This is a genomic window from Micrococcus sp. FDAARGOS_333, from assembly GCF_002206575.2.
In the GTDB taxonomy this organism is placed as follows: Bacteria; Actinomycetota; Actinomycetes; order Actinomycetales; family Micrococcaceae; genus Micrococcus; species Micrococcus lylae.
Map to the genome: position 1 here is coordinate 2628081 of NZ_NJFJ02000001.1, position 25315 is coordinate 2653395.

Annotated in this window: 23 protein-coding genes; 6 read left to right on the forward strand and 17 right to left on the reverse strand. The window is 73.7% G+C overall.

From position 1 onward, the window contains the following. Window positions 1-73: 73 nt before the first annotated feature. The 8 genes from CEQ11_RS11720 to rpmB all read right to left on the reverse strand — a co-directional run bounded on the left by CEQ11_RS11720 (window position 74) and on the right by rpmB (window position 5550). Window positions 74-1471 carry a Dyp-type peroxidase gene (locus CEQ11_RS11720; RefSeq protein ID WP_070640105.1) on the reverse strand — a complete coding sequence of 466 codons (1398 nt, stop codon included), beginning with the start codon at window positions 1469-1471 and terminating at the stop codon, window positions 74-76. Beyond that, window positions 1461-2204, reverse strand: coding sequence for a copper chaperone PCu(A)C (locus CEQ11_RS11725; RefSeq protein ID WP_088478712.1), 744 nt, complete (start codon window positions 2202-2204; stop codon window positions 1461-1463). Before CEQ11_RS11725 ends, CEQ11_RS11720 begins: the two co-directional genes overlap by 11 nt. 52 nt (window positions 2205-2256) lie before the next feature. After that, the gene (locus CEQ11_RS11730) at window positions 2257-3009 is read right to left on the reverse strand and encodes a copper resistance CopC family protein (protein WP_088478713.1); all 753 of its coding nucleotides are present in this window, start codon (window positions 3007-3009) and stop codon (window positions 2257-2259) included. 184 nt (window positions 3010-3193) lie between these two features. Continuing rightward, window positions 3194-3904 carry a hypothetical protein gene (locus CEQ11_RS11735; RefSeq protein ID WP_088478714.1) on the reverse strand — a complete coding sequence of 237 codons (711 nt, stop codon included), beginning with the start codon at window positions 3902-3904 and terminating at the stop codon, window positions 3194-3196. A gap of 230 nt (window positions 3905-4134) precedes the next feature. Continuing rightward, on the reverse strand, window positions 4135-4416 hold the full coding sequence (locus CEQ11_RS11740) for an HU family DNA-binding protein (RefSeq protein ID WP_067189733.1): 282 nt from the start codon (window positions 4414-4416) through the stop codon (window positions 4135-4137). A 419-nt stretch (window positions 4417-4835) separates the two neighbouring features. After that, window positions 4836-5141, reverse strand: coding sequence for a 30S ribosomal protein S14 (gene rpsN, locus CEQ11_RS11745; protein WP_067189732.1), 306 nt, complete (start codon window positions 5139-5141; stop codon window positions 4836-4838). Window positions 5142-5144: 3 nt separating this feature from the next. Beyond that, window positions 5145-5312: a 50S ribosomal protein L33 gene (gene rpmG / locus CEQ11_RS11750; protein WP_067189730.1), complete on the reverse strand. Its 168-nt coding sequence runs from the start codon at window positions 5310-5312 to the stop codon at window positions 5145-5147. 1 nt (window position 5313) lies between these two features. After that, window positions 5314-5550, reverse strand: coding sequence for a 50S ribosomal protein L28 (gene rpmB / locus CEQ11_RS11755; protein ID WP_002858335.1), 237 nt, complete (start codon window positions 5548-5550; stop codon window positions 5314-5316). 474 nt (window positions 5551-6024) lie between these two features. On the opposite strand from rpmB, the gene CEQ11_RS11760 reads away from it, so the two are divergent. Further along, on the forward strand, window positions 6025-7305 hold the full coding sequence (locus CEQ11_RS11760) for an NRAMP family divalent metal transporter (protein WP_088478715.1): 1281 nt from the start codon (window positions 6025-6027) through the stop codon (window positions 7303-7305). Between the two features lie 108 nt (window positions 7306-7413). Here the strand turns inward: CEQ11_RS11760 and CEQ11_RS11765 are convergent, their stop codons facing one another. The 6 genes from CEQ11_RS11765 to CEQ11_RS11790 form a co-directional block, all read right to left on the reverse strand. Next, window positions 7414-8094 (reverse strand): GntR family transcriptional regulator, encoded by a 681-nt coding sequence (locus CEQ11_RS11765; protein WP_088478716.1) that lies wholly within the window; start codon window positions 8092-8094, stop codon window positions 7414-7416. 91 nt (window positions 8095-8185) lie between these two features. Then, window positions 8186-9925 carry a biotin carboxylase N-terminal domain-containing protein gene (locus tag CEQ11_RS11770; RefSeq protein WP_088479035.1) on the reverse strand — a complete coding sequence of 580 codons (1740 nt, stop codon included), beginning with the start codon at window positions 9923-9925 and terminating at the stop codon, window positions 8186-8188. 19 nt (window positions 9926-9944) lie between these two features. Next, complete coding sequence (locus CEQ11_RS11775; RefSeq protein WP_088478717.1) at window positions 9945-11840, reverse strand: 5-oxoprolinase/urea amidolyase family protein; 1896 nt, start codon at window positions 11838-11840, stop codon at window positions 9945-9947. Next, window positions 11837-12592 (reverse strand): LamB/YcsF family protein, encoded by a 756-nt coding sequence (locus CEQ11_RS11780; RefSeq protein ID WP_070640093.1) that lies wholly within the window; start codon window positions 12590-12592, stop codon window positions 11837-11839. Before CEQ11_RS11780 ends, CEQ11_RS11775 begins: the two co-directional genes overlap by 4 nt. Before the next feature lie 161 nt (window positions 12593-12753). Continuing rightward, window positions 12754-14004, reverse strand: coding sequence for an alpha-hydroxy acid oxidase (locus CEQ11_RS11785; protein ID WP_070640090.1), 1251 nt, complete (start codon window positions 14002-14004; stop codon window positions 12754-12756). A gap of 172 nt (window positions 14005-14176) precedes the next feature. Further along, window positions 14177-15280: a glutathione S-transferase family protein gene (locus CEQ11_RS11790; RefSeq protein WP_070640087.1), complete on the reverse strand. Its 1104-nt coding sequence runs from the start codon at window positions 15278-15280 to the stop codon at window positions 14177-14179. Window positions 15281-15292: 12 nt separating this feature from the next. Between CEQ11_RS11790 and CEQ11_RS11795 the strand changes: the two genes are divergently transcribed. Genes CEQ11_RS11795 through CEQ11_RS11805 form a run of 3 tightly spaced genes read left to right on the forward strand, consistent with a single transcriptional unit; the run spans window position 15293 to window position 17993 of the window. Further along, a complete protein-coding gene (locus CEQ11_RS11795; protein ID WP_067189719.1) occupies window positions 15293-16111 on the forward strand; it encodes an MBL fold metallo-hydrolase in 819 nt (272 codons plus the stop codon). 41 nt (window positions 16112-16152) lie between these two features. Continuing rightward, window positions 16153-17379 (forward strand): SDR family oxidoreductase, encoded by a 1227-nt coding sequence (locus CEQ11_RS11800; protein WP_088478718.1) that lies wholly within the window; start codon window positions 16153-16155, stop codon window positions 17377-17379. Continuing rightward, complete coding sequence (locus CEQ11_RS11805; RefSeq protein WP_088478719.1) at window positions 17376-17993, forward strand: universal stress protein; 618 nt, start codon at window positions 17376-17378, stop codon at window positions 17991-17993. Before CEQ11_RS11800 ends, CEQ11_RS11805 begins: the two co-directional genes overlap by 4 nt. Before the next feature lie 143 nt (window positions 17994-18136). On the opposite strand, the gene CEQ11_RS11810 is transcribed toward CEQ11_RS11805, so the two are convergent. Beyond that, entirely contained in the window at window positions 18137-19897 is a 1761-nt protein-coding gene (locus tag CEQ11_RS11810) for a mechanosensitive ion channel family protein (RefSeq protein ID WP_088478720.1), read from the reverse strand. A 143-nt stretch (window positions 19898-20040) separates the two neighbouring features. On the opposite strand from CEQ11_RS11810, the gene hisD reads away from it, so the two are divergent. Together hisD and CEQ11_RS11820 are read left to right on the forward strand one after the other, a co-directional pair. Continuing rightward, window positions 20041-21354 (forward strand): histidinol dehydrogenase, encoded by a 1314-nt coding sequence (gene hisD / locus CEQ11_RS11815; protein WP_088478721.1) that lies wholly within the window; start codon window positions 20041-20043, stop codon window positions 21352-21354. A 3-nt stretch (window positions 21355-21357) separates the two neighbouring features. After that, complete coding sequence (locus CEQ11_RS11820; protein ID WP_067189711.1) at window positions 21358-21720, forward strand: RNA-binding S4 domain-containing protein; 363 nt, start codon at window positions 21358-21360, stop codon at window positions 21718-21720. Between the two features lie 7 nt (window positions 21721-21727). On the opposite strand, the gene CEQ11_RS11825 is transcribed toward CEQ11_RS11820, so the two are convergent. Both CEQ11_RS11825 and CEQ11_RS11830 read right to left on the reverse strand, forming a co-directional pair. After that, window positions 21728-22423: an ABC transporter ATP-binding protein gene (locus CEQ11_RS11825; RefSeq protein WP_067189709.1), complete on the reverse strand. Its 696-nt coding sequence runs from the start codon at window positions 22421-22423 to the stop codon at window positions 21728-21730. Continuing rightward, on the reverse strand, window positions 22420-25257 hold the full coding sequence (locus tag CEQ11_RS11830) for a hypothetical protein (RefSeq protein WP_087134699.1): 2838 nt from the start codon (window positions 25255-25257) through the stop codon (window positions 22420-22422). The genes CEQ11_RS11825 and CEQ11_RS11830 overlap by 4 nt, the downstream gene beginning before the upstream one ends. Between the last annotated feature and the right edge of the window lie 58 nt (window positions 25258-25315).

The window sequence follows — 25315 nt, forward strand, 5'->3', positions numbered from 1 at the left end:
GTGGTGGTCGATCGGTGGCCGGGCCGGCGGCGCCGCACGGAGCGGCGGCCGACCCGGCGTGTGGGGCCGGCGGTCAGGAGAACAGCACGTCTCCCACGAATCCGCCCTCGGCGCAGCCGGGAGGCACGGCGAACACGGCGGAGCCCACGGGGGTGGTCCACATGTTCAGGTGGTCGGACTCGGCCAGGCTCTGCTGGACGGGGACGAACTGCCGTTCCAGGTCGGTCTGGAACGCCACGAAGATCAGCCCGGACTCGCCGTCCGCGCCGTCATAGTTGTAGCCGCGGCGGAGCATGCCGTGCTCGGGCCCGTCGCCGATCCGGGCGCGGCGCACATGGGCGGTGTCGGAGATGACGGGGAAGCCGGCGGGTCCGGTGGCCTCGAAGTCGATCGGGTCGTTCTCCTGCTCACCGGTGAGCGGGGCGCCGGTGCCGAGGCGACGGCCGATCACGTCCTCCTTGGCGGGGCGGTCCAGCTCGTCCCAGGTGTCCAGCTCCATGCGGATGCGGCGGATGACCATGGTGGTGCCGTGCTCGATCCACGGCTGCAGGTCGGCGCCGAGCCCGTCGTCCACACCCCACACGAGGCGCTCGATCGCCGGGGAGCCGGTCTGCGGGTTGGCCGTGCCGTCCACCTGGCCGAAGAGGTTGCGCATGGTGGTGCCGGTCGGATGGGAGCCGCGGGCCTCGCGGAAGCCGATCTGAGTCCAGCGCGGCGTGGCGAACGCCCGGGTCCCCTTGGTGAGCATGCGGCGGGCGTGGGCCACGGACATCTGGTCGTCGCCGCAGATCTGCAGCAGCAGGTCGCCGTCGGAATACTCCTCGGACAGCTCGCCGTCGATCTGCTCGAAGCGCGGCAGCGGGCCGAGCCACTCCGGGACCGCGTCCGGGTCGATCCGGTCCACGAGCCCGCGGCCGAAGCCGAAGGTCACCGTCAGGCGGGCCGGCGCCGCGGCCAGCTCGGGCTCGGTGTCCGCGAGGGTCGCCCTGCCCTGGGTGAGGCGGGCGGCGTCCTGGCTGAGGATGCGGAGCATACGGCGGACGCCGTCCCGGTCCAGGTCCTCGTCCAGGTCGAACGCGAGGAACACGGCGTGCGTCTGGCTGGGGGTGTCCACACCGGCCTGGCGGTCACCGTGGAAGGGCACGGCGTCCGTGCCGATCGGCGAGCTCACCGCCACCCGGGAGGCCTCGCCGCCGGGCTCGGCCCAGCCGGAGGTGCCGATCTCGCCGGAGGCGGACATCGCCCCGCTTCCCGACGACGGCCCCGCCCCCTGGCCTGCCCCCGCGCCGCCGGTGCCGGCAGACGGGGCGGCCGTGGCCGAGTGGCCTGCCGCGTAGCCGACGGCCGTGCCCAGCAGGCCGCCGCCGAGCACGCCGGCGCCCAGCAGGAGGCCACGGCGCGAGGCGGAGGGGCCGGCACCGGACCGGTGTGCCGGGCCGGTGTGGTCCTCGGGGCGAGGATCAGTGGTCATGGCCCTCGTGGTCCCCGTGGTCGTCGCCCTCGTGGTCCCCGTGGTCGTCGCCCTCGTGGTCCCCGTGGTCATGGCCGTCGTGGTCCATGTCCGCGTCCTCGGAGCCGGAGGCCTCGCCGCCGTGGTAGCTCTCGTTGGCGCCGGCGAAGTCGCGGACCTCGCCGGCGACGGGCACCTCGGTGCCGTCCTCGAGCTCCAGCACGTAGTCCACGGTGTCGCCCGGCAGGAGCGGCTCCTGCAGGTCCATGAACATCACGTGGTCACCGCCGGGGGCGAGCTCGTGGGTCTCGCCGGCCTTGACGGTGAAGCCGTCCGGGGCCTCCTGCATGACCATCTGACCGGAGCCGTCGTCCACCATCGTGTGCAGCTCCACCACGGCGCTCAGCTCCGAGTGCACACCGGTGATGTGCACGTCCTCGTCCGTGGTGTTCTCGAGGGTGGCGAAGGAGCCGGTCATGCCGGACTCGGTGGCCTTGGTCCAGGCGTCGACGACCGTCAGCGGGCCCTCGCCCGCGGACTCGTCCTCGCCCTGAGCATCGTCCTGGCCGTCTCCGGTCTCCTCGGCGTCCGTGCCCTGCTCCGTCTGGCCGGCCTCCTCGGAGGCGGCCGCCGGCGACGCCGAGTCGTCCTGCTCGGCCGGGGCGTCCTGGCCGCCGCCGCAGGCGGTGAGCAGCAGCAGGGCGGCGGAGAGGGCGCCCAGGGAGGCTGTGGTGCGGGTGGTCTTCTTCTTCATGTTCGTGTCCTTCTTCTCCGGTGTCCCCGCGGCATCGTCCTCGACGCCGCGGTCACCGGTCCTCAGGGGTGTCGGTGTGGCCGAGCGCGGAGGCCTTGCGGAACATCAGCACGGCGGCGAGGCCGATCACGGCCACGCCGCCGAGGCCGAGCCCCCAGACCCAGCCGGGCAGTCCCGGTTCCTGGGCCTGGTCGTCCTGCGCCTCGGTGGTGGCCGCGGGGTCGCCCGAGGCCTGGGCGGCCTGGCCGTTCTCCTCCGCGGCCTGGGACGCGTCGGTCGCCTCCTCCGCGGCGGACCCGCCGGCGGACTCTGCGGCCACGCCGCAGTCCTCCGGGACGGTGCCGGCCTCGGGGGCGCCCTCGGCGTCCAGGGTGAAGTCGAGTCGTCGCTCCTCGGAGTGTCCGTCGGAGTAGACCACGCGGTACGCCAGCTCGTAGTCGCCGTTCGGCAGGTCCGGGCAGACCGCGGCGGAGAAGGTGTCCCCCTCCACGGTGCCGGAGTCCGCCTGCCACTGGTTGCCGTCCGCGTCCCGGACCCGGATGAGGTTCTGGATCCCCTGGCCGTCGATCAGGTTTCCGGAGAAGGTCAGGGAGACCTCGTCAGGCGCCTCGGTCAGGGTCTGGCCGGCCTCCGGGGTGGAGGACAGCAGCTCGTCGTGGGCCTGGGCCGGTGCGGCCAGGGCGACCCCCGCCACGGGGGCCGCGGCCAGGGCCAGGGCCGCCGTCAGGGCAGCGGTGCGCCGGCGGCGCGGGATGACGTCCTCACGGACGCGCTCGGTGCAGGGGTGTATCGCGTTCAGGTGCATGGCACGGTGCCTTTCGCCTCCGATGCCTCATCTCCGGCCCGCCGGGTGTGGCAGCCGGGGCATCGGCTGGTCTGTCTCGTCAGGGAACGGTGGGCCCTGTGACGTCCTCGCCGACGACGGCGGTGAGAGCAGGGCCCGGGCCCGTCCGGCGCGCACGCGGACACGGTGCCGCGCGGTCTGCCGATCAGGCCGCGACGAGGGCGGCGGGCGGCCCGCGCAGACCGGTGGAGCCGACGAGCTCGCGGCCGGCGGGGACCAGGGGCGCGGAGGTGCCCCAGACCAGACGCACCCGGCCGACGGCCGGGCGCAGGGCGGGAACGCGGCGGCGCAGCACGGCGCCCACCACGAGTCCGGCGGCACGGACGAGCAGCCGCTCGCCGTGGCGGATGAGCAGGACGGTCAGCAGGGCCGCCACCACGTGGGCGGCCAGCATCCCGAGACCGAGGTGGTCATGGCCGCCGACTCCCCCATGCGCGGCAGTGTGCGCGGAGGAGTACGCCGCGGCGAAGGAGGCGAGCTCCCCGGAGGCCGGGACGGCGTGGCCGAGGTGACCGGCCGTCGTCGGGAAGGCGGCGGAGGCTCCGGGGGCCGGGGAGGCCAGGCTGTAGAGGCCGTGGAGGATGGCCTGGCTGCCGAGCACGGCCGCGAGCACGCGCGGCAGGGACAGGCGGCGGCCGGCGAGCACGGTGCAGACCGGGGCGGCCAGGGCGACCGCGAGCAGCAGCACCATCGGGTGCGGGGCGTGCGCGGCGCCGAGGACGGTGTGGGAGGCGGCGGCGAGGACGACGGCCAGCACGGCCCCGGCCCACCCGCGGGCCAGGCGGGCGCCGCCGTGTACCGGCAGCGCAGGGGCGGGCACAGGCGCGGCGGGGCGTGCGGGCATCAGGTACTGCATGCCGGTCCCCTTCGCGTCGTCGCCTCGGGCAGTGTGCTGGGCACACGCCCCGGACGCCCCATTCTACGCCCGGGCCGGGGACGATGCCCCTCGACTGCGTCACAGCTCAGGACCGGCGGCAGGACCCTCACGCACAGTCCTGACCTACGACAGGGCGCCCCACCGCGACGGTGGGGCGCCCTGTGTGCGCTGTGCAGATCATGCCCTCATCGGCAGATCCGCTCGGCGGCTCACTCGGAGGCGGCGGCCTTGAGCTTGGAGCCGGCGGTCACCTTCACGGAGTAGCCGGCCGGGATGGTGATCTCCTCGCCGGTGCGCGGGTTGCGACCGGTGCGCTCCTTGCGCTCGGTGCGCTCCACGGCCATCCAGCCCGGGATGGAGACCTTCTCGCCCTTCTTCACCTGAGCGGTGAAGACCTCGAAGACGGCGTCCAGCACATCGCTGACGGCGGCCTGGGTGTTGCCGGAGCGCTCGGCGACGGCGGCGACGAGCTCCTTGCGGTTCATAGCCATTGGGAAGTCCTCCTGAGTGTTGGGACATCGTAGGGGTGATCCCGGGACGTTCCCCGGGCTTCCACTGCCGAACGTACCATCGACGGCACCGCCGCGCCCGCCTCCAGCGGCCTGATTCTGCCATTTTCAGGCGATTCCAAGGCTCCCGGGGAGCCGTGCGGGCCCGCCAGGGCGCTGTCCCGGGGCCGTCTCCGCCCCTGGTCAGGTCCTGATCCGGCGGCGTCTGCGGCGCCGCTGCCCTGCCTTCGGGTGCCGTTCGTGCGGTTCCGCAGGAATCCGCTGCTCCGGGCCGGGGACGAGGACGGGGCGGCCCACCGTGGAGGTGGACCGCCCCGGACAGGTCGAGGACCTGCAGGTCGGTGGCCGTCGTCAGGGACGGCGCGTCCGGCCGGACCGCTCCGGTCAGGCCGTGGACGAGGTCACCAGGACGACTTGGTCACGCCCGGCAGCTCGCCGCGGTGCGCCATCTCGCGGAAGCGCACGCGGGAGATGCCGAAGCGCTGGAAGGTGCCGCGCGGGCGGCCGTCGATGGCGTCGCGGTTGCGCACGCGGACCGGGGAGGCGTCGCGCGGGAGCTTCTGCAGGCCCACGCGGGCGGCCTCGCGGGCCTCGTCCGAGGCGTTCGGGTCGACCAGGGTCTTGCGCAGCTCGAGGCGCTTCTCGGCATTGCGGGCCACGATGGCCTTGCGCTGCTCGTTCTTGGCGATCTTGGACTTCTTGGCCATGCCTCAGCGCTCCTCTCGGAAGTCGACGTGCTTGCGGACCACCGGGTCGTACTTCTTCAGGGTGATGCGGTCCGGGGTGTTGCGGCGGTTCTTGCGGGTCACGTAGGTGAACCCGGTGCCGGCGGTGCTCTTCAGCTTGATGATCGGACGGACGTCCTTCTCCTTCGCCATGTCAGAGCTTCACTCCCTTCGCGATCAGGTCGGCGACCACGGCGTCGATGCCGCGGACGTCGATGGTCTTGATGCCCTTGGCGGACAGCGTCAGGGTGACGTTGCGACGCAGGGACGGGACCCAGTAGGTCTTCTTCTGGATGTTCGGGTCGAACCGGCGCTTGGTGCGACGGTGCGAGTGGGAGATGCTGTGGCCGAAACCCGGCCCAGCCCCGGTTACCTGGCAGTGAGCTGCCATGATCACTCCTCGTGCAAGTTGTAGTAAAAGGACGGGCGGAACCCGCATGCCGGAGCCCTTCCGACGCACGAGGCGCCGTCAGACTCCTTGAGAGTCCCGCTCGGGTGTGGACACCGCACTCTTACTGCGACTCATCTGAAGGTGAACCAGGCTGGGTGAGAGCCAACCGAAGTCGCCTTGGATCGCTGGTGTGAACGGCGAGTCCCGGCCTGCCCCACAGGGGCGTTCCGGGAGTCCAGTCCGCGGGATCACGCTGCTTTTCCGACCCCTTCCGGGCATGCCCGGGAAGGAGAACAGCGCGGCTTGCGCCGTCCCATCTTACGGGAGCACCCGCGCCGGCTTCAACCGAGGGGCGGGAGAACCGACTCACACCCACCGCTTGCCTGATTGTTGAACAAGACTTAGGCTCCTTCCATCGAGTCGTTCTGTGACCACGGTCACGCGCCCCCTGTCCCGCACCCTCCGGAGGAGCCCATGGCCCACACCCCCACCGACCCGCACCGCCAGGACGCGGCCGCGCACGCCCAGCGGGCCGGCGCCACCGCCGCGCCCGCCCCGGACGCCGCCCGGCACCGCCGTACGGCCTTGCTTGGCGCGATGTTCCTGATGGCGACCAGTGCCATCGGACCGGGCTTCATCACCCAGACCTCCACCTTCACGGTGCAGATCGGCGCGGCCTTCGCGTTCGCCATCCTGGTCTCGATCGTCATCGACATCGCCGTGCAGATGAACGTGTGGCGCGTCATCGGTGTCTCCGGTCTGCGCGCCCAGGAGCTCGCCAACCGGGTCCTGCCCGGCCTCGGCTGGCTGCTCTCCGCCCTCGTGTTCATCGGTGGCATGGTCTTCAACATCGGCAACATCGCCGGCACCGGCCTCGGAGCCGACGCGATGCTCGGGGTGGACCCGCTGATCGGCGGCGGCATCTCCGCCGTGATCGCGATCTGCATCTTCCTGTCCAAGCGTGCCGGCCTGGCCCTGGACCGCATCGTGGTGGGCCTCGGCGTCGTCATGATCGCCCTGATGGCCTACGTCGCGATCGCCTCCGGCCCGCCCGTGGGCGATGCCCTGCGCCAGTCCGTCCTGCCGGACACCGTGGACATGCTGGTCGTCGTCACCCTGGTCGGCGGCACCGTGGGCGGCTACATCACCTACGCCGGCGCCCACCGCATGATCGACTCCGGCGTCTCCGGAGTGGGCGACGTCACGTCCATCACCCGCTCGTCGGTCCTCTCGATCATCGTCACCGGCGTGATGCGCGTGCTGCTGTTCCTGGCCATCCTCGGCGTGGTGGTCGGCGGCGCGACCCTGGATCCGGACAACCTGGCCGCCTCGGCCTTCCAGCATGCCGCCGGCGACGTCGGCATGCGCGTCTTCGGCGTGATCCTGTGGGCCGCCGCCATCACCTCGGTGATCGGCGCCTCCTACACCTCGGTCTCCTTCATCACGAAGTCCACCACCTCGGCACGCACCCGCAACCTGCTGACGGTCGCGTTCATCGTGGTCTGTGCCGCCCTCTACCTGACCCTGCGCCAGGCCCCGCAGACCCTGCTGGTCTTCGCCGGCGCCTTCAACGGCATGATCCTGCCGGTCGGCTTCGCCGTGTTGCTGTTCGTGGCCTGGCGTCGCCGAGACCTGATGCACGGCTACCGCTACCCGGCGTGGCTCTTGGTGGTCGGTGTGCTGGCCTGGCTGGTCTCCGTGTACATCGCGGTCAACGCCTTCACGCCGATGGTGGCCCTGTTCTCCGGAGCCTGATCCGATCCCCGGGTGCACGACGACGGCCGCCCACCCCGTGAGGCGGGCGTCCGTCGTCGTGGTGTCTGTGAAGCGCCCCTGAGGCCGATGCACGCCGTGCGGGAGGGCTCAGACGTCCTGCCGCTCGGAGAGATGGTCGAGGACGAACTGCTCGGCCTGGTCCAGGTAGGAGGCCATCGTCTCCTGCAGGTCCTCGGGGCGACGGTCCAGGAGCGTCTGCGCGATCTGCAGGTTGCGCTCGGCGAAGAGCGGGTGCAGGGCGGTCTCGCGGTCCATGGGCTGGAAGGCCAGGCGCACGCGGGCCATCGCCTCGCGGAGGGTGCGCTGCAGGTCCGAGGCTCCGGTCATGGCGGCGATGGCGCCGTGGAGGCGCTGGTTGGCGTCGCCCATCAGGCGTGGGTCCACGGCGCTCGGATCCGGGGAGAGCACGGCCACCACCTGGCGCAGCTCGACCTCGACCTCCGGGGTGACCTCGCCGAACCGCAGGGCGCCGAGCTCGATGATGCGGCGGGTGCGGTAGATCTCCCGGACCTGCGGCACGTCCGGGGACGCCACGACGACGCCGCGGTGGGGGCGGCGGACCAGCAGCCGCTCGGCGGCGAGCTCGGCGAACGCCTCGCGGAGGCTGTTGCGGCTCACGTCCAGCTCGGCGGCGAGCGCGACCTCGCCCAGACGGGTGCCGGGGGCCAGCTCGGCGTTCTCGATGCGGCGGCGCAGCTCCTCCGCGGCACCGCCGACGGCACCGCGGCGCTGGGCTTCCGACCGGCGGGGACGACGGCTCTGAACCATGTGGGGGCGTCTCCTTCTGCCGGTGGTCGTTCCGCGCCGCTGCCACGCGGGCGGGCGCACATCCCCTCTCCGGCGGGCGGGGTGCCGGTGTTCAGTCCGTGATCGTGGCGAGGACCTGGCCGCGCTGCACCGTGGCCCCCTCGTCGATCTGCTGTCGGGTGATCGTACCGGAGCGGTGCGCCCGCACCACGGTCTCCATCTTCATGGCCTCCAGGACGGCCACCGGCTCGCCCTTGCCGACGACGACGCCCTCCTCCGCCTTCCAGGCCACCAGGGTGCCGGCCACGGAGGCGGTGACGGCGTCCTCGCCCGGGCCCTCGGGCTCACCGGCCGCCGCGGCGCCCGCCGCCCCGCCGCCGTGCATCAGCGCAGCGTAGAGGGCGTCCGGCAGGCCGAGGCGGACGGCGCGGCCGTCCAGGTCCACGGTGATCTGGGTGCGGGAGCCGGCGGGGCCGGCCGCGGCCAGGTGCTCGGAGGCCTCGAACTCGGCGGCGAACTCGGACTCGATCCAGGTGGTGTACACCCCGAGGCCGTCCTCGGAGGTGAAGGCGTCCTGCTCGAGCACGGCCCGGTGGAAGGGCACCACGGTGGGCACGCCCTCGATGCGCAGCTCGGCCAGCGCGTCCTGGGCCCGGCGCAGGGCCTGCGGGCGGTCCTCGCCCCAGACGATGAGCTTGGCCATAAGCGAGTCGTACTCGCCGGGCACCACGGAGCCGGAGCGGACGCCGGCGTCCATGCGGAGGCCGGGGCCGGTGGGGGCTTCGAAGTGCTCCACCGGACCGGGCGAGGGCAGGAAGCCGACGGCCGGGTCCTCGGCGTTGAGCCGGAACTCAAAGGCATGGCCGTGCGGGGCCGGGTCCTCGGCGAGGCTCATCGGCTCACCGGCGGCGATGCGGAACTGCTCGCGCACCAGGTCCACACCGGTGGTCTCCTCGGTGACCGGGTGCTCCACCTGCAGGCGGGTGTTGACCTCGAGGAAGCTGATCAGCCCGTCCGGGGCCACCAGGTACTCCACCGTGCCGGCGCCGGTGTACCCGGCCTCCGCGCAGATGGCACGGGCGGAGTCGTGGATGCGGGTGCGCTGCTCGTCCGTGAGGAACGGGGCGGGGGCCTCCTCCACGAGCTTCTGGTTGCGGCGCTGCAGGGAGCAGTCGCGGGTGCCGACCACCACCACGGTGCCGTGTCCGTCCGCCAGGACCTGGGCCTCCACATGGCGGGGGCGGTCCAGGAAGCGCTCCACGAAGCACTCGCCGCGGCCGAAGGCGGCCACGGCCTCGCGGGTCGCGGAGGCGAAGGCGTCCTCGACCTCCTCGAGGTCCCGGACCACCTTGATGCCGCGCCCGCCGCCGCCGAACGCCGCCTTGACGGCGATCGGCAGACCGTGCTCCTCGGCGAAGGCGCGGGCCTCGGCCGGGGAGGCCACCGGGCCGTCCGAGCCGGGGACCAGCGGGGCGCCGGCGCGTTGGGCGATCGAGCGGGCGGTGATCTTGTCCCCGAGGTCCCGGATGACCTGCGGGGCGGGGCCGATCCAGGTCAGGCCGGCGTCGATGACCCGCTGCGCGAAGTCCGCGTTCTCGGAGAGGAAGCCGTAGCCGGGGTGCACGGCGTCCGCGCCGGAGCGCTCGGCCACGGACAGCAGGGCGTCCATGTCCAGATAGGTGTCGCCGGAGGCGGAGCCGGGCAGGTGGTAGGCCTCGTCCGCCACGGCCACGTGCATCGCATCCGCGTCCGGGTCCGCGTAGACGGCCACGGAGCCGATGCCGTGGTCACGGCAGGCGCGGGCCACACGGACGGCGATCTCGCCGCGGTTGGCGATCAGGACCTTGGTCAGGGGGCGTGCGGTCACGGGATCAGTCCTCGGTGGTCTGGGCGGCGGCAGCCGCGGGGGCGGGGTCGTGGCAGGCGGTTGCGGCCGGCGTCGTCGGCGCCACGAGGGGCAGGGCGGATGTGGTGGGTTCCGGGGCGTCCGCGTCCAGCGGCTCGAGTGTCTCCGGGTCCACGGGGATCAGGCGGAGCCGGGCGCCGGGCGGCAGCTGGGCGGCGGCGCCGAGGTCCTCGCGGACCACCACGGCGATCACCGGGTAGCCGCCGGTGACGGGGTGGTCGGCCAGGAAGAGCACGGGCAGCCCGGACGGCGGGACCTGCAGGGCCCCGGAGACCACGCCCTCGGAGGCCAGCTCTCCCTCGCGGACACGGGTGAGGGCCTTCCCCTCCTTCGGGGCGGCCAGGCGGACGCCGATGCGGTTGGACTCGGCGGTCACTTCCCACTCCTGGGAGGTGAGCAGGTCGACGCCGTCCCGGTCGAACCAGTCGTCCCTGGGGCCGAGGGTGATGCGCAGGACGGCGGTGTGCCCGGCACGCGGGGTGCGGCGCAGCGGTGGCTCGGCGTCCCCGACGAGCCGGTTCCCCGGATCCTCGCGGCGGACGAGCTCGTCCCCGGCGGCCAGCGGGGCCGGGCCGATCCCGGACATCACGTCCGTGGAGCGGCTGCCCAGGTCCGCTCGGGCGTGGATGCCGCCGCGCAGGGCGAGATACGTGCGCAGTCCGGCGGGCGGCTCCTCGACGGTCAGGGTCTCGCCGTCCCGCAGGGCGAACGGGGCGCGCGGCACGGGTCGGCGCAGCACCGTGCCGGCGGCGTCCGTGACCACGGCGCGGGCCTCGGCCCCGGTCAGGGCGAGCACCTGCAGGCCGTGGGCGGTGACGGACAGGCCTGACAGGAGCGTCTCCACCACGGCCTCGTCCGGCGCGTTGCCCACGAGCCGATTGGCCTGGCGGGCGGCGTCCTTGTCCGCGGCGCCGGAGAAGGCGACGCCGAGGTCGCCGTGACCGGCCCGGCCCAAATCCTGCAGCAGGGACTGCATCCCGGGGTCGACGACGGACAGCCCCGGCCGTGCCGTCGGCTCGCCTGCGGCGGTGGCCGGCTCGGAGGAGCCTGTGGTCGGCGCGGAGTGCTCGGAGCCCTCCCCCGGCGACGCCGCACCGGAGGAGGGCTGCGAGGCGGAGGCGCGGGCGTCGTCGTCGGGAAGGGGGCCTGCGGAGACGGAGGCGAGGGCGCGCACCGGGCGGTAGCGGACGCGGTCGCCGGGGCGGATGAGCGCGGGGCGCTCGCGGTCCAGGTCCCAGAGGACGGCGTCGGTGCGGCCGAGCAGCTGCCAGCCGCCGGGCGAGGTGCGCGGGTAGACGGCGGAGAAGGTGCCGGCCACGGCCACGGAGCCGGCCGGCACGGCGGTGCGCGGGCTCTCGCGGCGGGGCACGTCGAAGGGGGCGGCGGAGGCATCCGCGGCCGTGCAGTAGGTGAAGCCTGGGGCGAAGCCGCCGAAGGCGCCCACCCAGAGCGTGTCCGCGTGGGCGGCCACCACGGCCTCCTCGGACAGGCCGGTCAGCTCGGCGACGGCGGCGAGGTCCTCGCCGTCGTAGACGACGTCCACCTCCACCGTGCGGGCGTCCTGGCCCGCGTCCCCGGCGGCCACGAGGCTCGGGGCGAGTTCGGCGGCCGCCACCGCCTCGGCGCGGGTGCGGAAGGCGAGCATGAGGGTCTCGGCGGCGGCGAGCGCCTCGGTCTGGCCCGGCAGCGGCTCGGCGGTGAGGCGGGCGTGCAGGGCGACGACGTCCGCGAGACTCGGGCACTCGAGCAGGAAGGCGCGGGTGCCGGCCCAGCGCAGGGGGCGGGGCGTCGGCGAGCCGGCGGCGCAGCGGTCTGCGGCCGAGGCGCCGGGGACCGGCCCGGGGGCGTGCGATCCGCTCATGCGAAGGAGACGATCTCGACGCCCGCGTCCTCGAGGGCGGCACGGACGGAGGCGGCCATGGACACCGAACCCGGGGTGTCCCCGTGCACGCAGATGCTGGCGGCCTCGATGCGGATGTCCGAGCCGTCCACGGCGGTGAGCACACCCTCGGTGGCCAGGCGGACCATGCGGGCGGAGACCTCGGCCGGGTCGTGGAGGACGGCGCCCGGGTCCCGGCGGGAGACGAGCGTGCCCTCCGGGGTGTAGCCGCGATCCGCGAAGGCCTCGGCCACGCCGCGCAGGCCGGCCCTCTCCGCCTTCTCCAGGGCGATGGAGCCCGGCAGCAGCAGCAGCGGAAGATCGCCGCCGAAGGCCTTGACGGCGTCCACCACGGCCTGGGCGTGCTCCTCGTGGTGGACGATCGTGTTGTAGAGGGCGCCATGCGGCTTCACGTAGCGCACGTCCGTGCCGGCGGCGCGGGCCAGGGCCTGCAGGGCGCCGATCTGGTAGAGCACGTCGTCCGCCAGCTCGGTGGCCGTGCAGTTGAGGAAGCGGCGTCCGAAGCCGGCCAGGTCCCGGTAGCCCACGTGGGCGCCGACGGTCACCCCCGCGGCCACGGCGTCCCGGCAGGTCTGCGCGATGCCGGAGGGATCGCCGGCGTGGAACCCGCAGGCCACGTTGGCGGAGGAGACGGAGCGGAAGATCGCGGCGTCGTCGCCCATCGTCCAGCTGCCGAAGGACTCCCCGACGTCGCTGTTCATGTCGATGCGCATGGCTCTCCCCCTGGGTCGTTCGGTGTGCCGCACATCACGCGGCACATTCCATGATGGGCCATGGCGACCAATTGTTCAACAAGTGCCGGGGAATGTGACCTCACCTGGGGGTTCTGTGAACACAGAGGCGGGGAATCCGCCCCGGCGGCGGGCCGGAGGGCTCACCCCTGCAGCCAGGGCGCGCGCACCGAGTCCGGGGTGAGGTCCTTCGTGGTGGCGGCGCCCATGAGCGTCATCGCCACCGTCACCTCCTGGGCGAGCAGCTCGATCACGCGGGCCACGCCCTCCTGGCCGCCGGCCATGAGGCCGTAGAGGTACGCGCGGCCGATCAGGGTGAAGTCGGCGCCGAGGGCCAGGGCCGCCACGATGTCCTCGCCGGTGGTGATGCCGGAGTCCAGGATGATCGGCACGTCCGGGCCGGCCTCGGCGCGCACACCCGGCAGCGCCTGCAGGGACACCGGCGCGCGATCGAGCTGGCGGCCGCCGTGGTTGGAGACCACCAGTCCGTCCGCGCCGGTGTCCAGCGCGCGGCGGGTGTCCTCTGCGGTGAGGATGCCCTTGACGAACAGCTGCCCCTTCCACGCCAAGCGGATCCACTCCAGGTCCTTCAGGGACAGGGTGGGGTCGAACATGCCGTTGATGATGGACGGCAGGTCCCCGGCGGAGTCGGAGAGCGAGGCGAAGGTCAGCGGGTCCGTGGTGAGGAAGTTGAACCACCACTCCGGGCGCCAGGCGGCGTCCACCACGGTCTTCGGCGTCAGCTGCGGCGGGATGGTCATGCCGTTGCGCACGTCCCGCAGACGCTGGCCGGCCACCGGGGTGTCCACCGTGACCACGAGCGCCCCGTAGCCGGAGGCGGCCGCTCGCTCGATCAGGTCCCGGGCGCGGTCCCGGTCCCGCCACAGGTACAGCTGGAACCAGCGGTCGCCGTCCCCGGAGGACGCGGCAGTCTCCTCGATGGAGCGGGTGCCCATGGTGGACAGGGTGAACGGGATGCCCGCGGCCGCCGCGGCGGCGGCGCCGGCGTTCTCGCCCTCGGCGTGCATGAAGCGGGTGAAGCCGGTGGGCGCGATGCCGAAGGGCAGCGCCGAGTGGGCCCCGGCGATGTCCACGGACAGGTCCGGCTCCGCGATCCCGTGCAGGATCCGCGGCAGCAGCTCCACCGAGTCGAACACCTCGCGGGCCCGGGTGTGGGTGAGCTCGCGCTTGGCGGCGCCGTCCACGTAGTCGAACGCCGGGGTGGGCGTGCGGCGCTTCGCGATGCGGCGCAGGTCCGCCACGTCCGCGGCCTTGGACAGGCGGGCGGCACGGCGGTCCGCCCGCGGGGCACCGAAGCGCATCAGCGAGGCCAGCTCCTTCACGTCCGGGAGACGGCGGACCAGCGGGGTGAGTCGGGTCGGGAGCACTGCCATGCCCCGATCATGCTCCCGGCCCGCCGCGCGGGGCCAGCCGGGTCCGCAGTGTGACGCCGGCGGCAGACGGACGAGGAGCGGCACCGTCCGGGACGGCGCGGCCCCCCCATCCAGGCGAGCGGCCGTCGTCGGGACGCGGGCCCTGCAGCTCCGGAGGCGGCCCGGCTACGGCTCAGCGCAGCGGCGTGTGCGCCGGGTCCACCCTCTCGCCCTCGCGCACGGGCCCGGGCGGGGTGCCGTCCCCGAACGGCCGGCCGCCGAGCTCCTCCCGCCGGTGGGCGCTCATCCACCCGGACAGGTCCGGGCCCTGCGGGATGATGCCGGTGGGGTTGATGTCCTCGTGCACCACGTAGTAGTGCGCCTTGATCTGCGCGAAGTCCACGGTGTCCCCGAAGCCGGGGGTCTGGAACAGGTCCCGCGCATACGCCCACAGCGCAGGCATCTCGACGAGCCGGTTCCGGTTGCACTTGAAGTGGCCGTGGTAGACGGGGTCGAAGCGCACCAGCGTGGTGAACAGGCGCACGTCCGCCTCCGTGATGCGCTCCCCCATCAGGTAGCGACGGCCGCTCAGGCGTTCCTCCAGCCAGTCCATGGCGGTCCAGAGGCGGGCGTAGGCGGAGTCGTAGGCCTCCTGGCTGCCGGCGAACCCGCACCGGTAGACGCCGTTGTTGACCTCGGTGAAGATCCGTTCGATGACCTCGAACATCTCGTCCCGCTCCGGGCCGGCGTCCGGGATCAGCTCCGGGGCGCCCTCGCGGTGGAAGGCGGTCCACTCGGTGGAGAGGTCCAGGGTCAGCTGCGGGTAGTCGTTGGTGACCACGCCGCCGCTGGGCACGTCCACCATGGCCGGGACGGTGATGCCGCGCGGGTAGTCCGGGAACCGGGCGAGGTAGTTCTCCTGCAGCCGCTGCGTGCCGAGCACCGGGTCCCGGCCGTCCGGGTCCAGGTCGAAGGTCCAGGAGCGGGCGTCGTGCGTGGGCCCGGGCAGGCCGAGGGAGACGGCGTCCTCCAGGCCCAGCAGCCGGCGCACGATGATCGCCCGGTTCGCCCACGGGCACGCCCGCGCGGCCACCAGCCGGTAGCGTCCGGGCTCCACGGGCCAGGCCTGCGCGCCCTCCCGCAGCCCGGCGCCGATCTGCCCCACCTTCGTGGGCGGCAGCGCCGGGGCGCGGCGGGCGGCGTCCACGTCCGCCACGATCCTGTCCTCGATGTACTGCGTGTCCCGGGTGAACTCCCGGCCGCCGGTCACGTACGCGCCACGGGTGCTGTGTTCCATAGAATCCACCCTATGCCTGCACGCCACACCGTCCCCGGACCGAACCCGGCCCCCTTCGTCCAGTGCGTCACCGCGGACAACCCGTCGGACATGACCCTGTCCGGCACGAACACCTACCTGATCGGCGCCCCGTGCTCCGAGACGGTCGTGGTGGTGGACCCGGGCCCGGCCTTCACCGCCGAGGAGCACGTGCGCAACGTCCTCGAGGCCGCGGACGGCCGCCGGGTGGAGCTGATCCTCGCCACCCATCGGCACGAGGACCACACCGGCGCGATCGACGTGTTCCACGAGGTCACCGGAGCGCCGGTGCGCGCGCATCTGGAGGAGCACTGCCGCGGCGGCGGGCACCCGCTCGAGGACGGGGACCGGATCGTCAAGGCGGACACCGTGATCGAGGCGATGCACACGCCGGGCCACACCTCCGACTCCTTCTGCTTCATGGTCCCCTCCGCCGGCCCGGACGGTTCGGTCCTCACCGGGGACACCATCCTCGGCGTCGGCACCACCATGCTCGACTTCCCGGACGGCACCCTCGCCGACTATCTGGCCTCCCTGGAGCGCCTCCGCGAGCTCGGCGACACCTCCGTCCTGCCCGCCCACGGCCCGGTCCTGCCGTCCGTGGCGCAGATCGCCCAGGAGTACACGGACCACCGCATGGAGCGTGTGGCGCAGGTCCGCGAGGCCCTCGCACAGCTGCCCGAGGACCAGGCCGCGCAGGCCACCCCGGAGCAGCTCGCCGACCGCATCTACCCCGGCCTGGACGGGAAGGTGAAGCAGGTGGCCGCGCTGGTCACGGCCGCCACCCTGGACTACGTCCGCGCCACCGCCTGAGCGCACGGTCCCGGGCCTCCGGCTCGCCCTAGACTGGAGGCATGGCCTCCTCTTCCCCACGCCGTCGCCGTGCGCCGGGGCGCGCCGCGGACCTTCCCGACGGCGGCTCCCTCACCTCCTCCTCCCCCTCGCCCACGCCTGGTCTCGCCGAGGGCGGGGACCCCGGGGACGCCACGGACCTGACGCCTGAGGAGCAGGCGTCCAAGAAGGCCGCTGAGAAGCAGGCACGCCGCGAGTCCCGGGCCGCCCTGAAGCAGGACGCCAAGGACGCCCGCCTGGCCAAGCGCACCGCCAAGGCCGAACGCAGGCTGGCGCGCGCACAGAAGAAACAGGCCCAGCGCGTCGCCCGCCGCGTCCGACCGATCGGCGAGGTGCCGACGGAGGACTCCCCTGTGACGGACCTGCCCGGCGGCGTTCCGACCATGCGGTACCTCGTCACCGGAGCCACCTCCGGCATCGGTGAGGAGATCGCCCGCCAGCTGGCGGCGCAGGGTCACCGGCTCGTGGTGGTGGGCAGGGACGCAGACCGCCTGGAACGGACCGCCCGGTCCCTGCGCGCCGCCTACCGCGTGCCTGTGGAGGCCCTGCAGGCCGACCTGCTCACCGAGGCCGGCCTGGACGCCGTCGCCCAACGCCTGGAGTCCCCGGCCGAGCCCATCACCGGACTGGTGCACTCTGCCGGGACCGGCGTGGGCCCGGAGGTCCACGAGACCACCCGCCGTCAGGAGTTCGACCAGGCCTTCCTCCACGTCCAGGCCCCGCTGGCCCTGTCCCAGGCGGCGCTGCGCGCGTTCCTGGCGCGCGGCGGCGGACGCATCCTGCTGGTGGCCTCGGTGGCCGGCCTCATCCCGGACGGCACCTACGGGGCCGCGAAGTCCTGGGCCGTGGCCTTCGCCCGCTGGGCGAACATCCGCTACCGCTCCGAGGGTGTGCACGTCACCGCCCTCTGCCCCGGACCGGTGTACACCGGCTTCCACGAGCGCGCCGGCATCGACGCCGCCTCCTACCCGTCCTGGGCCTGGATGCCCGTGGACGAGGTCGCCCGCGAGGGTCTGGCCGCCCTGGCCCAGGGGCAGTCCACCTGCGTGCCGTCCCGCCGCTTCCGTTCCCTGATCCAGGCGGCGAAGATGGCCCCGGACACGCTGGTCGAGCGTTTCTCCCGCCACCGGGTGGCCGCGGAGGTCTCCGCAGTCACCGGCTCCACCCGCAACACCGACCCCGACCCCGACCCCGACTCCGACTCCGACTCCGAGAGGACCGAAGCATGACCATCCTGGTGGGCTATGCCCCGCGCGCGGAGTCCCGCGCCGCACTGAACAAGGCGATCGACATCGCCCGCACGACCGGCGAGCGCGTTGTGGTCGTCAACGCCGGCCCCGGCGGCGAGCATCGCTCGTCGAACCTGCTCAACGAGGCCCAGCAGCGTGATCTGCAGCAGGTCCTGGACGGCTGCGGCGTGGACGCCGAGTTCCGCCAGTACGCCCGCGGCCGCTCCACCGCTGCGGAGATGAAGGAGGTCGCCGCCGAGCTCGAGCCGTCGATCGTGGTGATCGGCCTGCGCCGCCGCGGCGCCGTGGGCCGGTTCATGATGGGCTCGGTCTCGGACGAGCTGCTCCGCGAGCTGGACCAGCCGGTGCTGTGCGTGAAGCAGTACGCGGACCACACGCCGGACGCCGTCTCCTCCAAGGCGGACACCGTCCCGGTCTCCGGCTCTCGCCGCGCCCGGGCCGTGGAGCAGCACCCTGTGGAGCGCGAGGACGCTGCCGGGCACCAGGACGCCGTCGGGCAGGACATGGCTGAGCCGCCTCACGCCCTCGGGTCCGAGCCGGTGGCCGAGCCCGAGCCGGTGGCCGAGGAGCTCCCCCGCCCCGAGGACCGCTGAGGCACACCTCCCCCTACCGTTTCGGGGATACAACACGGTGTTGAGATCGCGAAATGTGACCGTGTCTTATCCCCAAGACGCGTGGGGGCACGGGGCAGGGCGGGTGTTGGTCGGGGTGATGCGTCGGCGCGTCCGGCCTGCGCTCAGTCGTCGGCCTCGGGCTTGGCGCGCTGCACGCCCTCGTCGTCCGGTCCGGCCTCCTCACGCCCGGCACTGCGGCGCTCCTCCTTACGTCCGGCCTCCTCACGCCCGGCACTGCGGCGCTCCTCCTCACGCTCGGCGCGGACCTTGGCCTTGCGCTCGGCGTAGGCGTCCTCGCCGGGGCCGGCGAACTCGCGGTTGCGCTCCACCGCGGTGATGGAGCCGGTGTACATGGAGGTGTCCTCGCCCACGCGGGCCAGCGGTGCGGTCGGCTGCGCGCCGGTCTGCGGGCGCCTGTCCCCGTCCACGCGCGGCAGGCGCGCCGTCGGCGGGTGGGACCCCTCACGGTCGGCCGGTGCCGCCGCGTCGTCGCCTCCGGCGTCCTTCGCACCGGCCTTCCTCTGCCCGGCGCCCCTCTCAACCGCACCGGCCTCCTCTGCGCCGGTGCCAGCCCTGCCTGCACCGGCCCTGCCTGCGCCTCCCCGCCCCTCGGAAGCAGGCAAGCCGCCCTCCGGAGTCGCTCCGGACGAGGCCGGAGCCGACCCCGCACACGAGGGGAGGCCCGAGGCGGAGGCGGTGCCGCCGTCGTCGGGCAGACCGCCCGGGCGGAGCGGGGTCTCGAGCACACTGAGGCGCTGGGCGTGGATGGCCTCCGGGTGGTCGTGGCGGATGAAGTTCACCAGGTCCTCGCGGACCAGGCAGCGCAGGTCCCAGAGGTCGCCGGAGGTGCGGGCGGAGACCACGGCGCGGATGCGGACCATGCCGCCGAGGGCATCCGTGACCTGCATGGAGGCCTCGCGGCCGTCCCAGAGGTCGGTGGAGGCGAGCAGCTCCTTGAGGCGCTCGCGCAGGTCATCCATGGGCACCCGCCAGTCCACGTCCATCTCCACGGTGCCGGAGACGGCCGAGCCCACGCGGGTCCAGTTCTCGAACGGCTGGGTGGTGAACTGGCTGGAGGGATAGACCATGCGTCGGCCGTCCCAGAGCTTGAGGACCACGTTGGACAGGGTGATGTCCTCCACGGTGCCGAAGGTGGTGTCCATGGTGACCACGTCCCCCACGCGGACCGAGTCGGTGAAGGCCAGCTGCACGCCGGCGAACACGTTCGTCAGGGTGGACTGCACCGCCAGGGCTGCGATCACGGAGATGAGGCCGGCCGAGGCCAGCAGGCCGGCACCGAGCGAGCGGACCGCCGGGATGGTCAGCAGGACGACGGCCACGGCCACCACCACGATCACCGCCTGCAGGATGCGCCGGATCAGCACGGTCTGGGTGCGGACCTTGCGCTCGCGGCGGTCGTTGACGCCGGCCTCGCGGTAGCGGTCCAGGACCTGCTCCTCCACCACGTTCACCGCGCGGACGGCGGCCCAGGCCAGGCAGCCGACGAAGGCGGCGAGCAGCAGGAAGGACACGAAGGGGAACCACGCCGCCTCCCGTGCCGGGGCCTTCGCCATGGTCACCAGGGCCACGCGGGACATGCTGAAGCCGAGCGCCAGCCCCAGCGGGTGTCGCAGCCGGCGCAGACGCCCGGCCAGTGCCCGCCTCTTGAACAGCACGGCCTGGACCACCAGGAAGCCGAGGAAGACGAGCGCCCAGCCGAGCACGAAGGCCCCGCACACACCGAGCAGCGTGGCCAGCTCCAGCCCGAGGACGCGGACGGTGGCGTCGGCACCCTGCTGCACCTCCTCCGGCACGCCGTCCTGCTGTGTCGCGGAGAACAGGCCGGAGAGGAACAGGGGCATCGGCGCGGCGGCTACAGGCATGTCACCAGTCTGACACCTGGCCCCGGACGGTTCACGGGAGAGCGCAGAATGGAGGCTGGACACCGGTGGCCGGCACCGCGGGGAGCGAGGGCTTCCAGCCGATCGGCCGGCCGGACGAGACAGACCAGCCTGGAGGTTCACCGATGCTCTCCGTCACCGACCTGCGCGACGCCGCCGCAGACACTGATCTGGACGCCGTGGTGCCCCGCGCCGAGGTGGACGTGTCCTCGACCGTCTCCGCGGTCCTGCCGATCATCGAGCAGGTCCGCACCGGCGGAGCCTCGGCCGTGCTGGAGCTCGGCGAGCGCTTCGACGGCGTGCGTGCCCCAGCCCTGCGCGTGCCGGCCGAGGCGATCGAGCAGGCCCTCCAGACCCTGGCCCCGGAGGTCCGCGCCGCTCTGGAGGAGTCCATCCGCCGCGCCCGGAAGGTCCACGCCGCGCAGGTGCCCTCCGGCACGGAGGTCGAGCTGGCCGACGGCGCGATCGTGGAGAACCGCTGGGTGCCGGTGGACCGCGTGGGGCTCTACGTGCCCGGAGGCCGGGCCGTCTACCCGTCGTCGGTGGTGATGAACGTGGTGCCGGCCCAGGCCGCCGGTGTGCAGGGCCTGGCCGTGGCCTCCCCGCCGCAGCGCGAGCACGGCGGCATGCCGCACCCCACCGTCCTGGCCGCCTGCGCCCTGCTGGGCGTGGACGAGGTCTACGCCGCCGGCGGGGCCCAGGCCGTCGCGATGCTCGCCCTGGGTGTGAAGGACGACGACGGCACGCAGGTCTGCGCGCCCGTCGCCATGGTCACGGGGCCGGGCAACGTCTATGTGGCCGCGGCCAAGCGTGCGCTGCTGGGCAGGATCGGCGTGGATGCCGAGGCCGGCCCGTCCGAGATCGCGGTGATCGCCGACGGCACGGCGCAGGCCGCCTGGGTGGCCGCGGACCTGATCAGCCAGTCCGAGCATGACCCGCTGGCCGCCTCGGTGCTCATCACGGACTCCGAGGAGCTCGTCCGGGACGTGCTGGCGGAGGTGGAGCGTCAGGCCCCGCGGCTGCCGCTGGCCGAGCAGATCCGCACCGCCCTGACCGGCCCGCAGTCCGGCGTCCTGCTGGTGCGGGACATGGACCATGCGGTGCAGGTGGCGGACGCCTACGCCTCCGAGCACCTGGAGGTGCACACCCGCAACCCGGAGCAGGTGGCCCGCCGGGTCACCCATGCCGGCGCGATCTTCGTGGGCCCGCACGCCCCGGTGCCGCTGGGCGACTACTCCGCCGGGTCCAACCACGTGCTGCCGACCTCCGGCACCGCTCGTTTCTCCTCCGGCCTGAACACCGTGACGTTCCTGCGTCTGCAGCAGCTCATCCGCTACGACGCGCAGGGCCTAGAGGAGCTGATCGACGGTGTCAGCGCCCTGGCCCATGACGAGGGCCTGGAGGGCCACGGCGCCGCCATGCGGATCCGCCGGAGCTGACCGGTGAGCGCCGTCCGTCTGGACGCCTGGCTGTGGGCGGTCCGCATGTACAAGACCCGCTCGGCCGCCACCGCGGCGGTGCGGGGCGGACACGTGCGCGTCAACGGGGAGCCCGTCAAGGCGGCGCACACCCTGGCGGTCGGGGACACGGTGCGCCTGCGCAAGGACCACCGCGAGCGCATCCTGCAGGTCACCGGGCTGATCTCCAAGCGCGTGGGCGCTCCGGTGGCGCAGCGGCAGTACATCGACCACTCGCCACCGCCGATCCCCCGCGAGCTGCTCGCCGTGCCCGTGCGCGAGCGCGGCGCCGGGCGGCCCACCAAGAAGGAGCGCCGCGAGATCGACCGGCTGCGGGGCCGGCGCTGAGGGCGAGTCAGTCCTCACCGACCCGGACGGCCCGGTCCACCGTAGCGTGGACGAGCGGGTCGTGGCTGGCCACGAGGATCGCGGACCCAGCCTGCGCGTGCTCGCGCAGCAGGGCGATGACCTCGCGGGCCGTGGTGGCGTCGAGGTGCCCGGTGGGTTCATCGGCCACGACCAGGTGCGGGTGCTTGGCCAGTGCCCGAACGATCGCCACCCGCTGGGCTTCGCCGCCGGAGAGCCGGGAGGCGGGTGCGCCGAGCCGGTGCCCCAGGCCAAGGCGTTCCAGCTGGGTCCGGACCGTGTCCAGTGCGTCCCGGGGCGAGCCGGCGACAGGCCCGCCGTGGACCCAGATGGCCGCGTTGTCCAGCGCGGACAACTCCCCGATCAGCTCGCAGGACTGGTCCACGTACCCCAGGTGTTCACGCCGGTACCGTGCCAGGGCCTCCGCGGCGAACCCGCCGAGGTCCCCGTCCAGCCCGCCGTCGGGACTGCGGTAGCGGATCCGGCCCGCCAACGGGATCGTCAGCCCGGCAAGATGGCGGATGAGGGAGGACTTCCCGGTGCCCGAACGCCCCCACAGCCCCACGATCTCCCCGGGGTGGAGCGAGAGATCCAACCCCTCGATGAGCACGCGGGTGCCGCCGTCCGGACTGCGGTACCCGACCTGCACGCGGTCGAGGGTGAGAACGGGCGCGATCGCGGTCATGCGGGCTGCCCCTTCCAGGCACGGGCGAGCTGGGCTCGCCGGGTGAACAGGGTGATCAGGAGGGTGAGGAGCAGTCCGAGACCGGCCGCTCCCACCACCGGAGGCAGGTCCACCGCCGGGGTGAGCAGAACCAGCACGAGCCCTGCCACCAGGCCTGCCACGGCCGCCTCGACGGCCAGAGTGGGCAGGTGCCTGACCATCAGCTTGGCCCGGGACCAGCCCGCCAGCAGCAGCACGATAGCCTCAGCACGGACGGTGTCCCCCTCCACGCGATGCAGCTGCACCAGCAGGATCATCCCCACGACGGCGGCCAGCGCCCCCAACGCCAGCCGGAACGGCAGGTCCTGCGCCACGGCGGCCCCGGCCAGCAGGGAGGTGCCAGCCTCGCGGCGGGCCTGCAGGACGACGGCGACCAGCAGCCCCGCCCCCACCGCGACGGCCGCCCGGTAGGCGGCGCCGGTGAGCAGGCGCGGCCATGTGCGGGCTGTCCACCGGGTCAGCAGCGCGGCTGCCGTGCGGGCCGGCCGGGCCGGACCCGTCGACCGGGTGGCGTGCTCCCGGGTGTCGGCGGTCGTGGGACGGGCGGCGGTCACCGCCGTGGTCACGATGGCGGCGGCGAGCACCGCCGTCGCCCCGAGGCCCACGGCCACCAGCGGGGGTTCGACCCCGATGCGTGCGGTCGTGGCCCCGGCCGCGGTGAGCGCGGCGAGGGTGAGGGCGAGCACCATGAGCGTAGGAGCATCCTCCTTCAGGTGGCGTCTCACCGTGGCCCCGCGCGTCCAGCCCTGGAGAGCCAGCACACCGGCCCGACGGCGTCGCGGCCGGGCCGCCGCCAGGATGCACAGGCCTGCCAGGCCGGTCAGCAGCGCGGTCACCGTCATGGCCTGCGCGGTCCCCGCGGACCCGACCGCCGCCGAGACCCGCTGGGAGGCGGCCAGCTCCGGGCCGAGCTGGCGCACGGTGCCCAGCGGGCCGGTGTGGGCTTCGCCGTCGGTGGAGTCGAACCGGTAGGACACCACCTGGAATTGCCGGGGCGAGAGGCTGGAGGCGGCCACGGTGGTCACCGCGAATCCGGCGTCCTTCAGCTGCTGGGCCACTGCGTCGATCGTGGCGAGGTTCTCCGGTGTGAGGTCCTCCCCCACATCGGCCACCCGGACCCGCACGGTGCTGAAGGGCCGTTCCAGCCCGAGGGTGGCGGCCGAGGCCGCGTCGACATAGGCGGCGGGCATCTGGTTGGCCAGGCCGAAGCCGGTGGAGGCAGGCTGCAGACGCACCTCGCGCGGGGTGCCGTCCGGGTCCGCGACGAGGGTCGTGGGCAGCTCCACATCCGTGAGCAGCGGGGCGATCCCCGCCAGGTCCGTGTCCGGTTCGGGGACGAGGGTGCCCACGCTGACCAGCAGCGGGGCGTCGCCCGTGCCGAAGCGACGCCCGTCGTCGGTGGCCGCGTAGTAGGCGGACTCGCGGGACGTGGACGCCGGCAGGGCCCGAGCGACGGCGACCTCGGGCCGGCCGGGGAGCGTCCCAGAGGCGGTCTCCACGCCGGCGGCCTCGGCCAGGTTCCCGTCCGCCGTCGTCGGCCGGGTGAGGGTGCGCGTCTCCTGTACCAGAGACAGACGAGGTGAGTCATAGCTCAGGACCGGGTCCTGGCCCGTGGTCAGCCCGGGCACGGGGATGACGGTGACCCCGAGGCCGAGGCCGCCGAACCGCCCCGAGACGTCGGAGGTGGAGACGTCCTCCTGCGTCGCCAGACCGCCCGTGGGCAGCTCCCAGGTGGGCAGGCCGAGCATGCCGCGCGGACCGGTGGGGTCCCGTGGGTCCACCGGAGCCTGCTCGATGCGCAGGCGGGTGGCCGGTTCGCGGTAGGGCTTGGCGCGCACCTCCAGGGACAAGGGCGCCGAGCCGACGCTCGTGGCGAGCACGGGGACCGCGCTCAGGGACTCCGCGGAGCGACCGGTGGTGTCCGCGAGGATCTGCAGGTGGGCGGGGAGCCGGTCCTTCGCCTCGACGAGCGCACGTGCCTCCTCGGTTGCTGCGCCCGAGAGACGGTCGACCACTGCGGAGAGCGACCCGGCAGGCGAGGACTGGGCGAGCACACGGAACGCGTCCGCGGCGGCCGTGTTGCCGCCGAGGTCCAGCAACGTCGCCTCCGCCGCGGCGTCCACCACCACCATCCGGTTGCCCTGCGGGTCGGGTTCCGCCCACGGGGCGGCCCAGTAGGTGCCGGCGGGGACCTCACGCTGCGCAGGCTCGGGTGTGCGTCCGCGGGGTCCGAGGGCGAGCGTGGGGAGTTCGACGTCCGTGCAGGGGCCGGGCTCAGGAGGAGCTGGATCGCAGACAGCCTGGTCCTCCAGCAGCGGCCGGGCGTCCTCGATCGGGCCATCGTCGGAGAAATAACCGATGAGCGTGGTGTCCATACCGAGCACGGGACGGCGGCCGAGGCCGTCGTCGGTGTGGACACGGGCCTCCAGGTCGAACGCGCGGGGACCCTCCACGCTGCCGTCCGCCGGGTACCCGATCATCACGGCATCCTGGTTGGCCACGCTGCGCACGCCGAGGTCGCCGAGCGGGGCGGCGACCTCGACGCCGGACACCGCGCGGATGCGGTCGAGGTCGGCGGTGCTGAGGCGGTCGGCCGAGCTCGTCCACGCGGCCGTGTCCAGCGGAGCGGAGAGCGCTTCAGAGCTCGGGGCGGCACCGGGGGCGGAGACGACGAGGTCGTAGGTACCGCGCCAGCTGCGATCGACAAGGTCCCGGAGCCGCTGTGTGGCCTGCGCCTGGACGGTGAGGCCCACGACAAGTGTCAGGGCAAGGGCACCGGCCACCAGCCGGAGCATGCGAACGCTCGGCAGAGCCGGCCAGGCGGGAGCGGTGCGGCGAGACGCTTCTCCCGGG

Bases quoted from the DNA above. Each gene is read 5' to 3' on its own strand.
- CEQ11_RS11720 (WP_070640105.1), bottom strand. From the start codon at position 1,471: ATGACCACTGATCCTCGCCCCGAGGACCACACCGGCCCGGCACACCGG.
- CEQ11_RS11725 (WP_088478712.1), bottom strand. From the start codon at position 2,204: ATGAAGAAGAAGACCACCCGCACCACAGCCTCCCTGGGCGCCCTCTCC.
- CEQ11_RS11730 (WP_088478713.1), bottom strand. From the start codon at position 3,009: ATGCACCTGAACGCGATACACCCCTGCACCGAGCGCGTCCGTGAGGAC.
- CEQ11_RS11735 (WP_088478714.1), bottom strand. From the start codon at position 3,904: ATGCAGTACCTGATGCCCGCACGCCCCGCCGCGCCTGTGCCCGCCCCT.
- CEQ11_RS11740 (WP_067189733.1), bottom strand. From the start codon at position 4,416: ATGGCTATGAACCGCAAGGAGCTCGTCGCCGCCGTCGCCGAGCGCTCC.
- rpsN (WP_067189732.1), bottom strand. From the start codon at position 5,141: ATGGCCAAGAAGTCCAAGATCGCCAAGAACGAGCAGCGCAAGGCCATC.
- rpmG (WP_067189730.1), bottom strand. From the start codon at position 5,312: ATGGCGAAGGAGAAGGACGTCCGTCCGATCATCAAGCTGAAGAGCACC.
- rpmB (WP_002858335.1), bottom strand. From the start codon at position 5,550: ATGGCAGCTCACTGCCAGGTAACCGGGGCTGGGCCGGGTTTCGGCCAC.
- CEQ11_RS11760 (WP_088478715.1), top strand. From the start codon at position 6,025: ATGGCCCACACCCCCACCGACCCGCACCGCCAGGACGCGGCCGCGCAC.
- CEQ11_RS11765 (WP_088478716.1), bottom strand. From the start codon at position 8,094: ATGGTTCAGAGCCGTCGTCCCCGCCGGTCGGAAGCCCAGCGCCGCGGT.
- CEQ11_RS11775 (WP_088478717.1), bottom strand. From the start codon at position 11,840: ATGAGCGGATCGCACGCCCCCGGGCCGGTCCCCGGCGCCTCGGCCGCA.
- CEQ11_RS11780 (WP_070640093.1), bottom strand. From the start codon at position 12,592: ATGCGCATCGACATGAACAGCGACGTCGGGGAGTCCTTCGGCAGCTGG.
- CEQ11_RS11785 (WP_070640090.1), bottom strand. From the start codon at position 14,004: ATGGCAGTGCTCCCGACCCGACTCACCCCGCTGGTCCGCCGTCTCCCG.
- CEQ11_RS11790 (WP_070640087.1), bottom strand. From the start codon at position 15,280: ATGGAACACAGCACCCGTGGCGCGTACGTGACCGGCGGCCGGGAGTTC.
- CEQ11_RS11795 (WP_067189719.1), top strand. From the start codon at position 15,293: ATGCCTGCACGCCACACCGTCCCCGGACCGAACCCGGCCCCCTTCGTC.
- CEQ11_RS11800 (WP_088478718.1), top strand. From the start codon at position 16,153: ATGGCCTCCTCTTCCCCACGCCGTCGCCGTGCGCCGGGGCGCGCCGCG.
- CEQ11_RS11805 (WP_088478719.1), top strand. From the start codon at position 17,376: ATGACCATCCTGGTGGGCTATGCCCCGCGCGCGGAGTCCCGCGCCGCA.
- CEQ11_RS11810 (WP_088478720.1), bottom strand. From the start codon at position 19,897: ATGCCTGTAGCCGCCGCGCCGATGCCCCTGTTCCTCTCCGGCCTGTTC.
- hisD (WP_088478721.1), top strand. From the start codon at position 20,041: ATGCTCTCCGTCACCGACCTGCGCGACGCCGCCGCAGACACTGATCTG.
- CEQ11_RS11825 (WP_067189709.1), bottom strand. From the start codon at position 22,423: ATGACCGCGATCGCGCCCGTTCTCACCCTCGACCGCGTGCAGGTCGGG.
- CEQ11_RS11830 (WP_087134699.1), bottom strand. From the start codon at position 25,257: ATGCTCCGGCTGGTGGCCGGTGCCCTTGCCCTGACACTTGTCGTGGGC.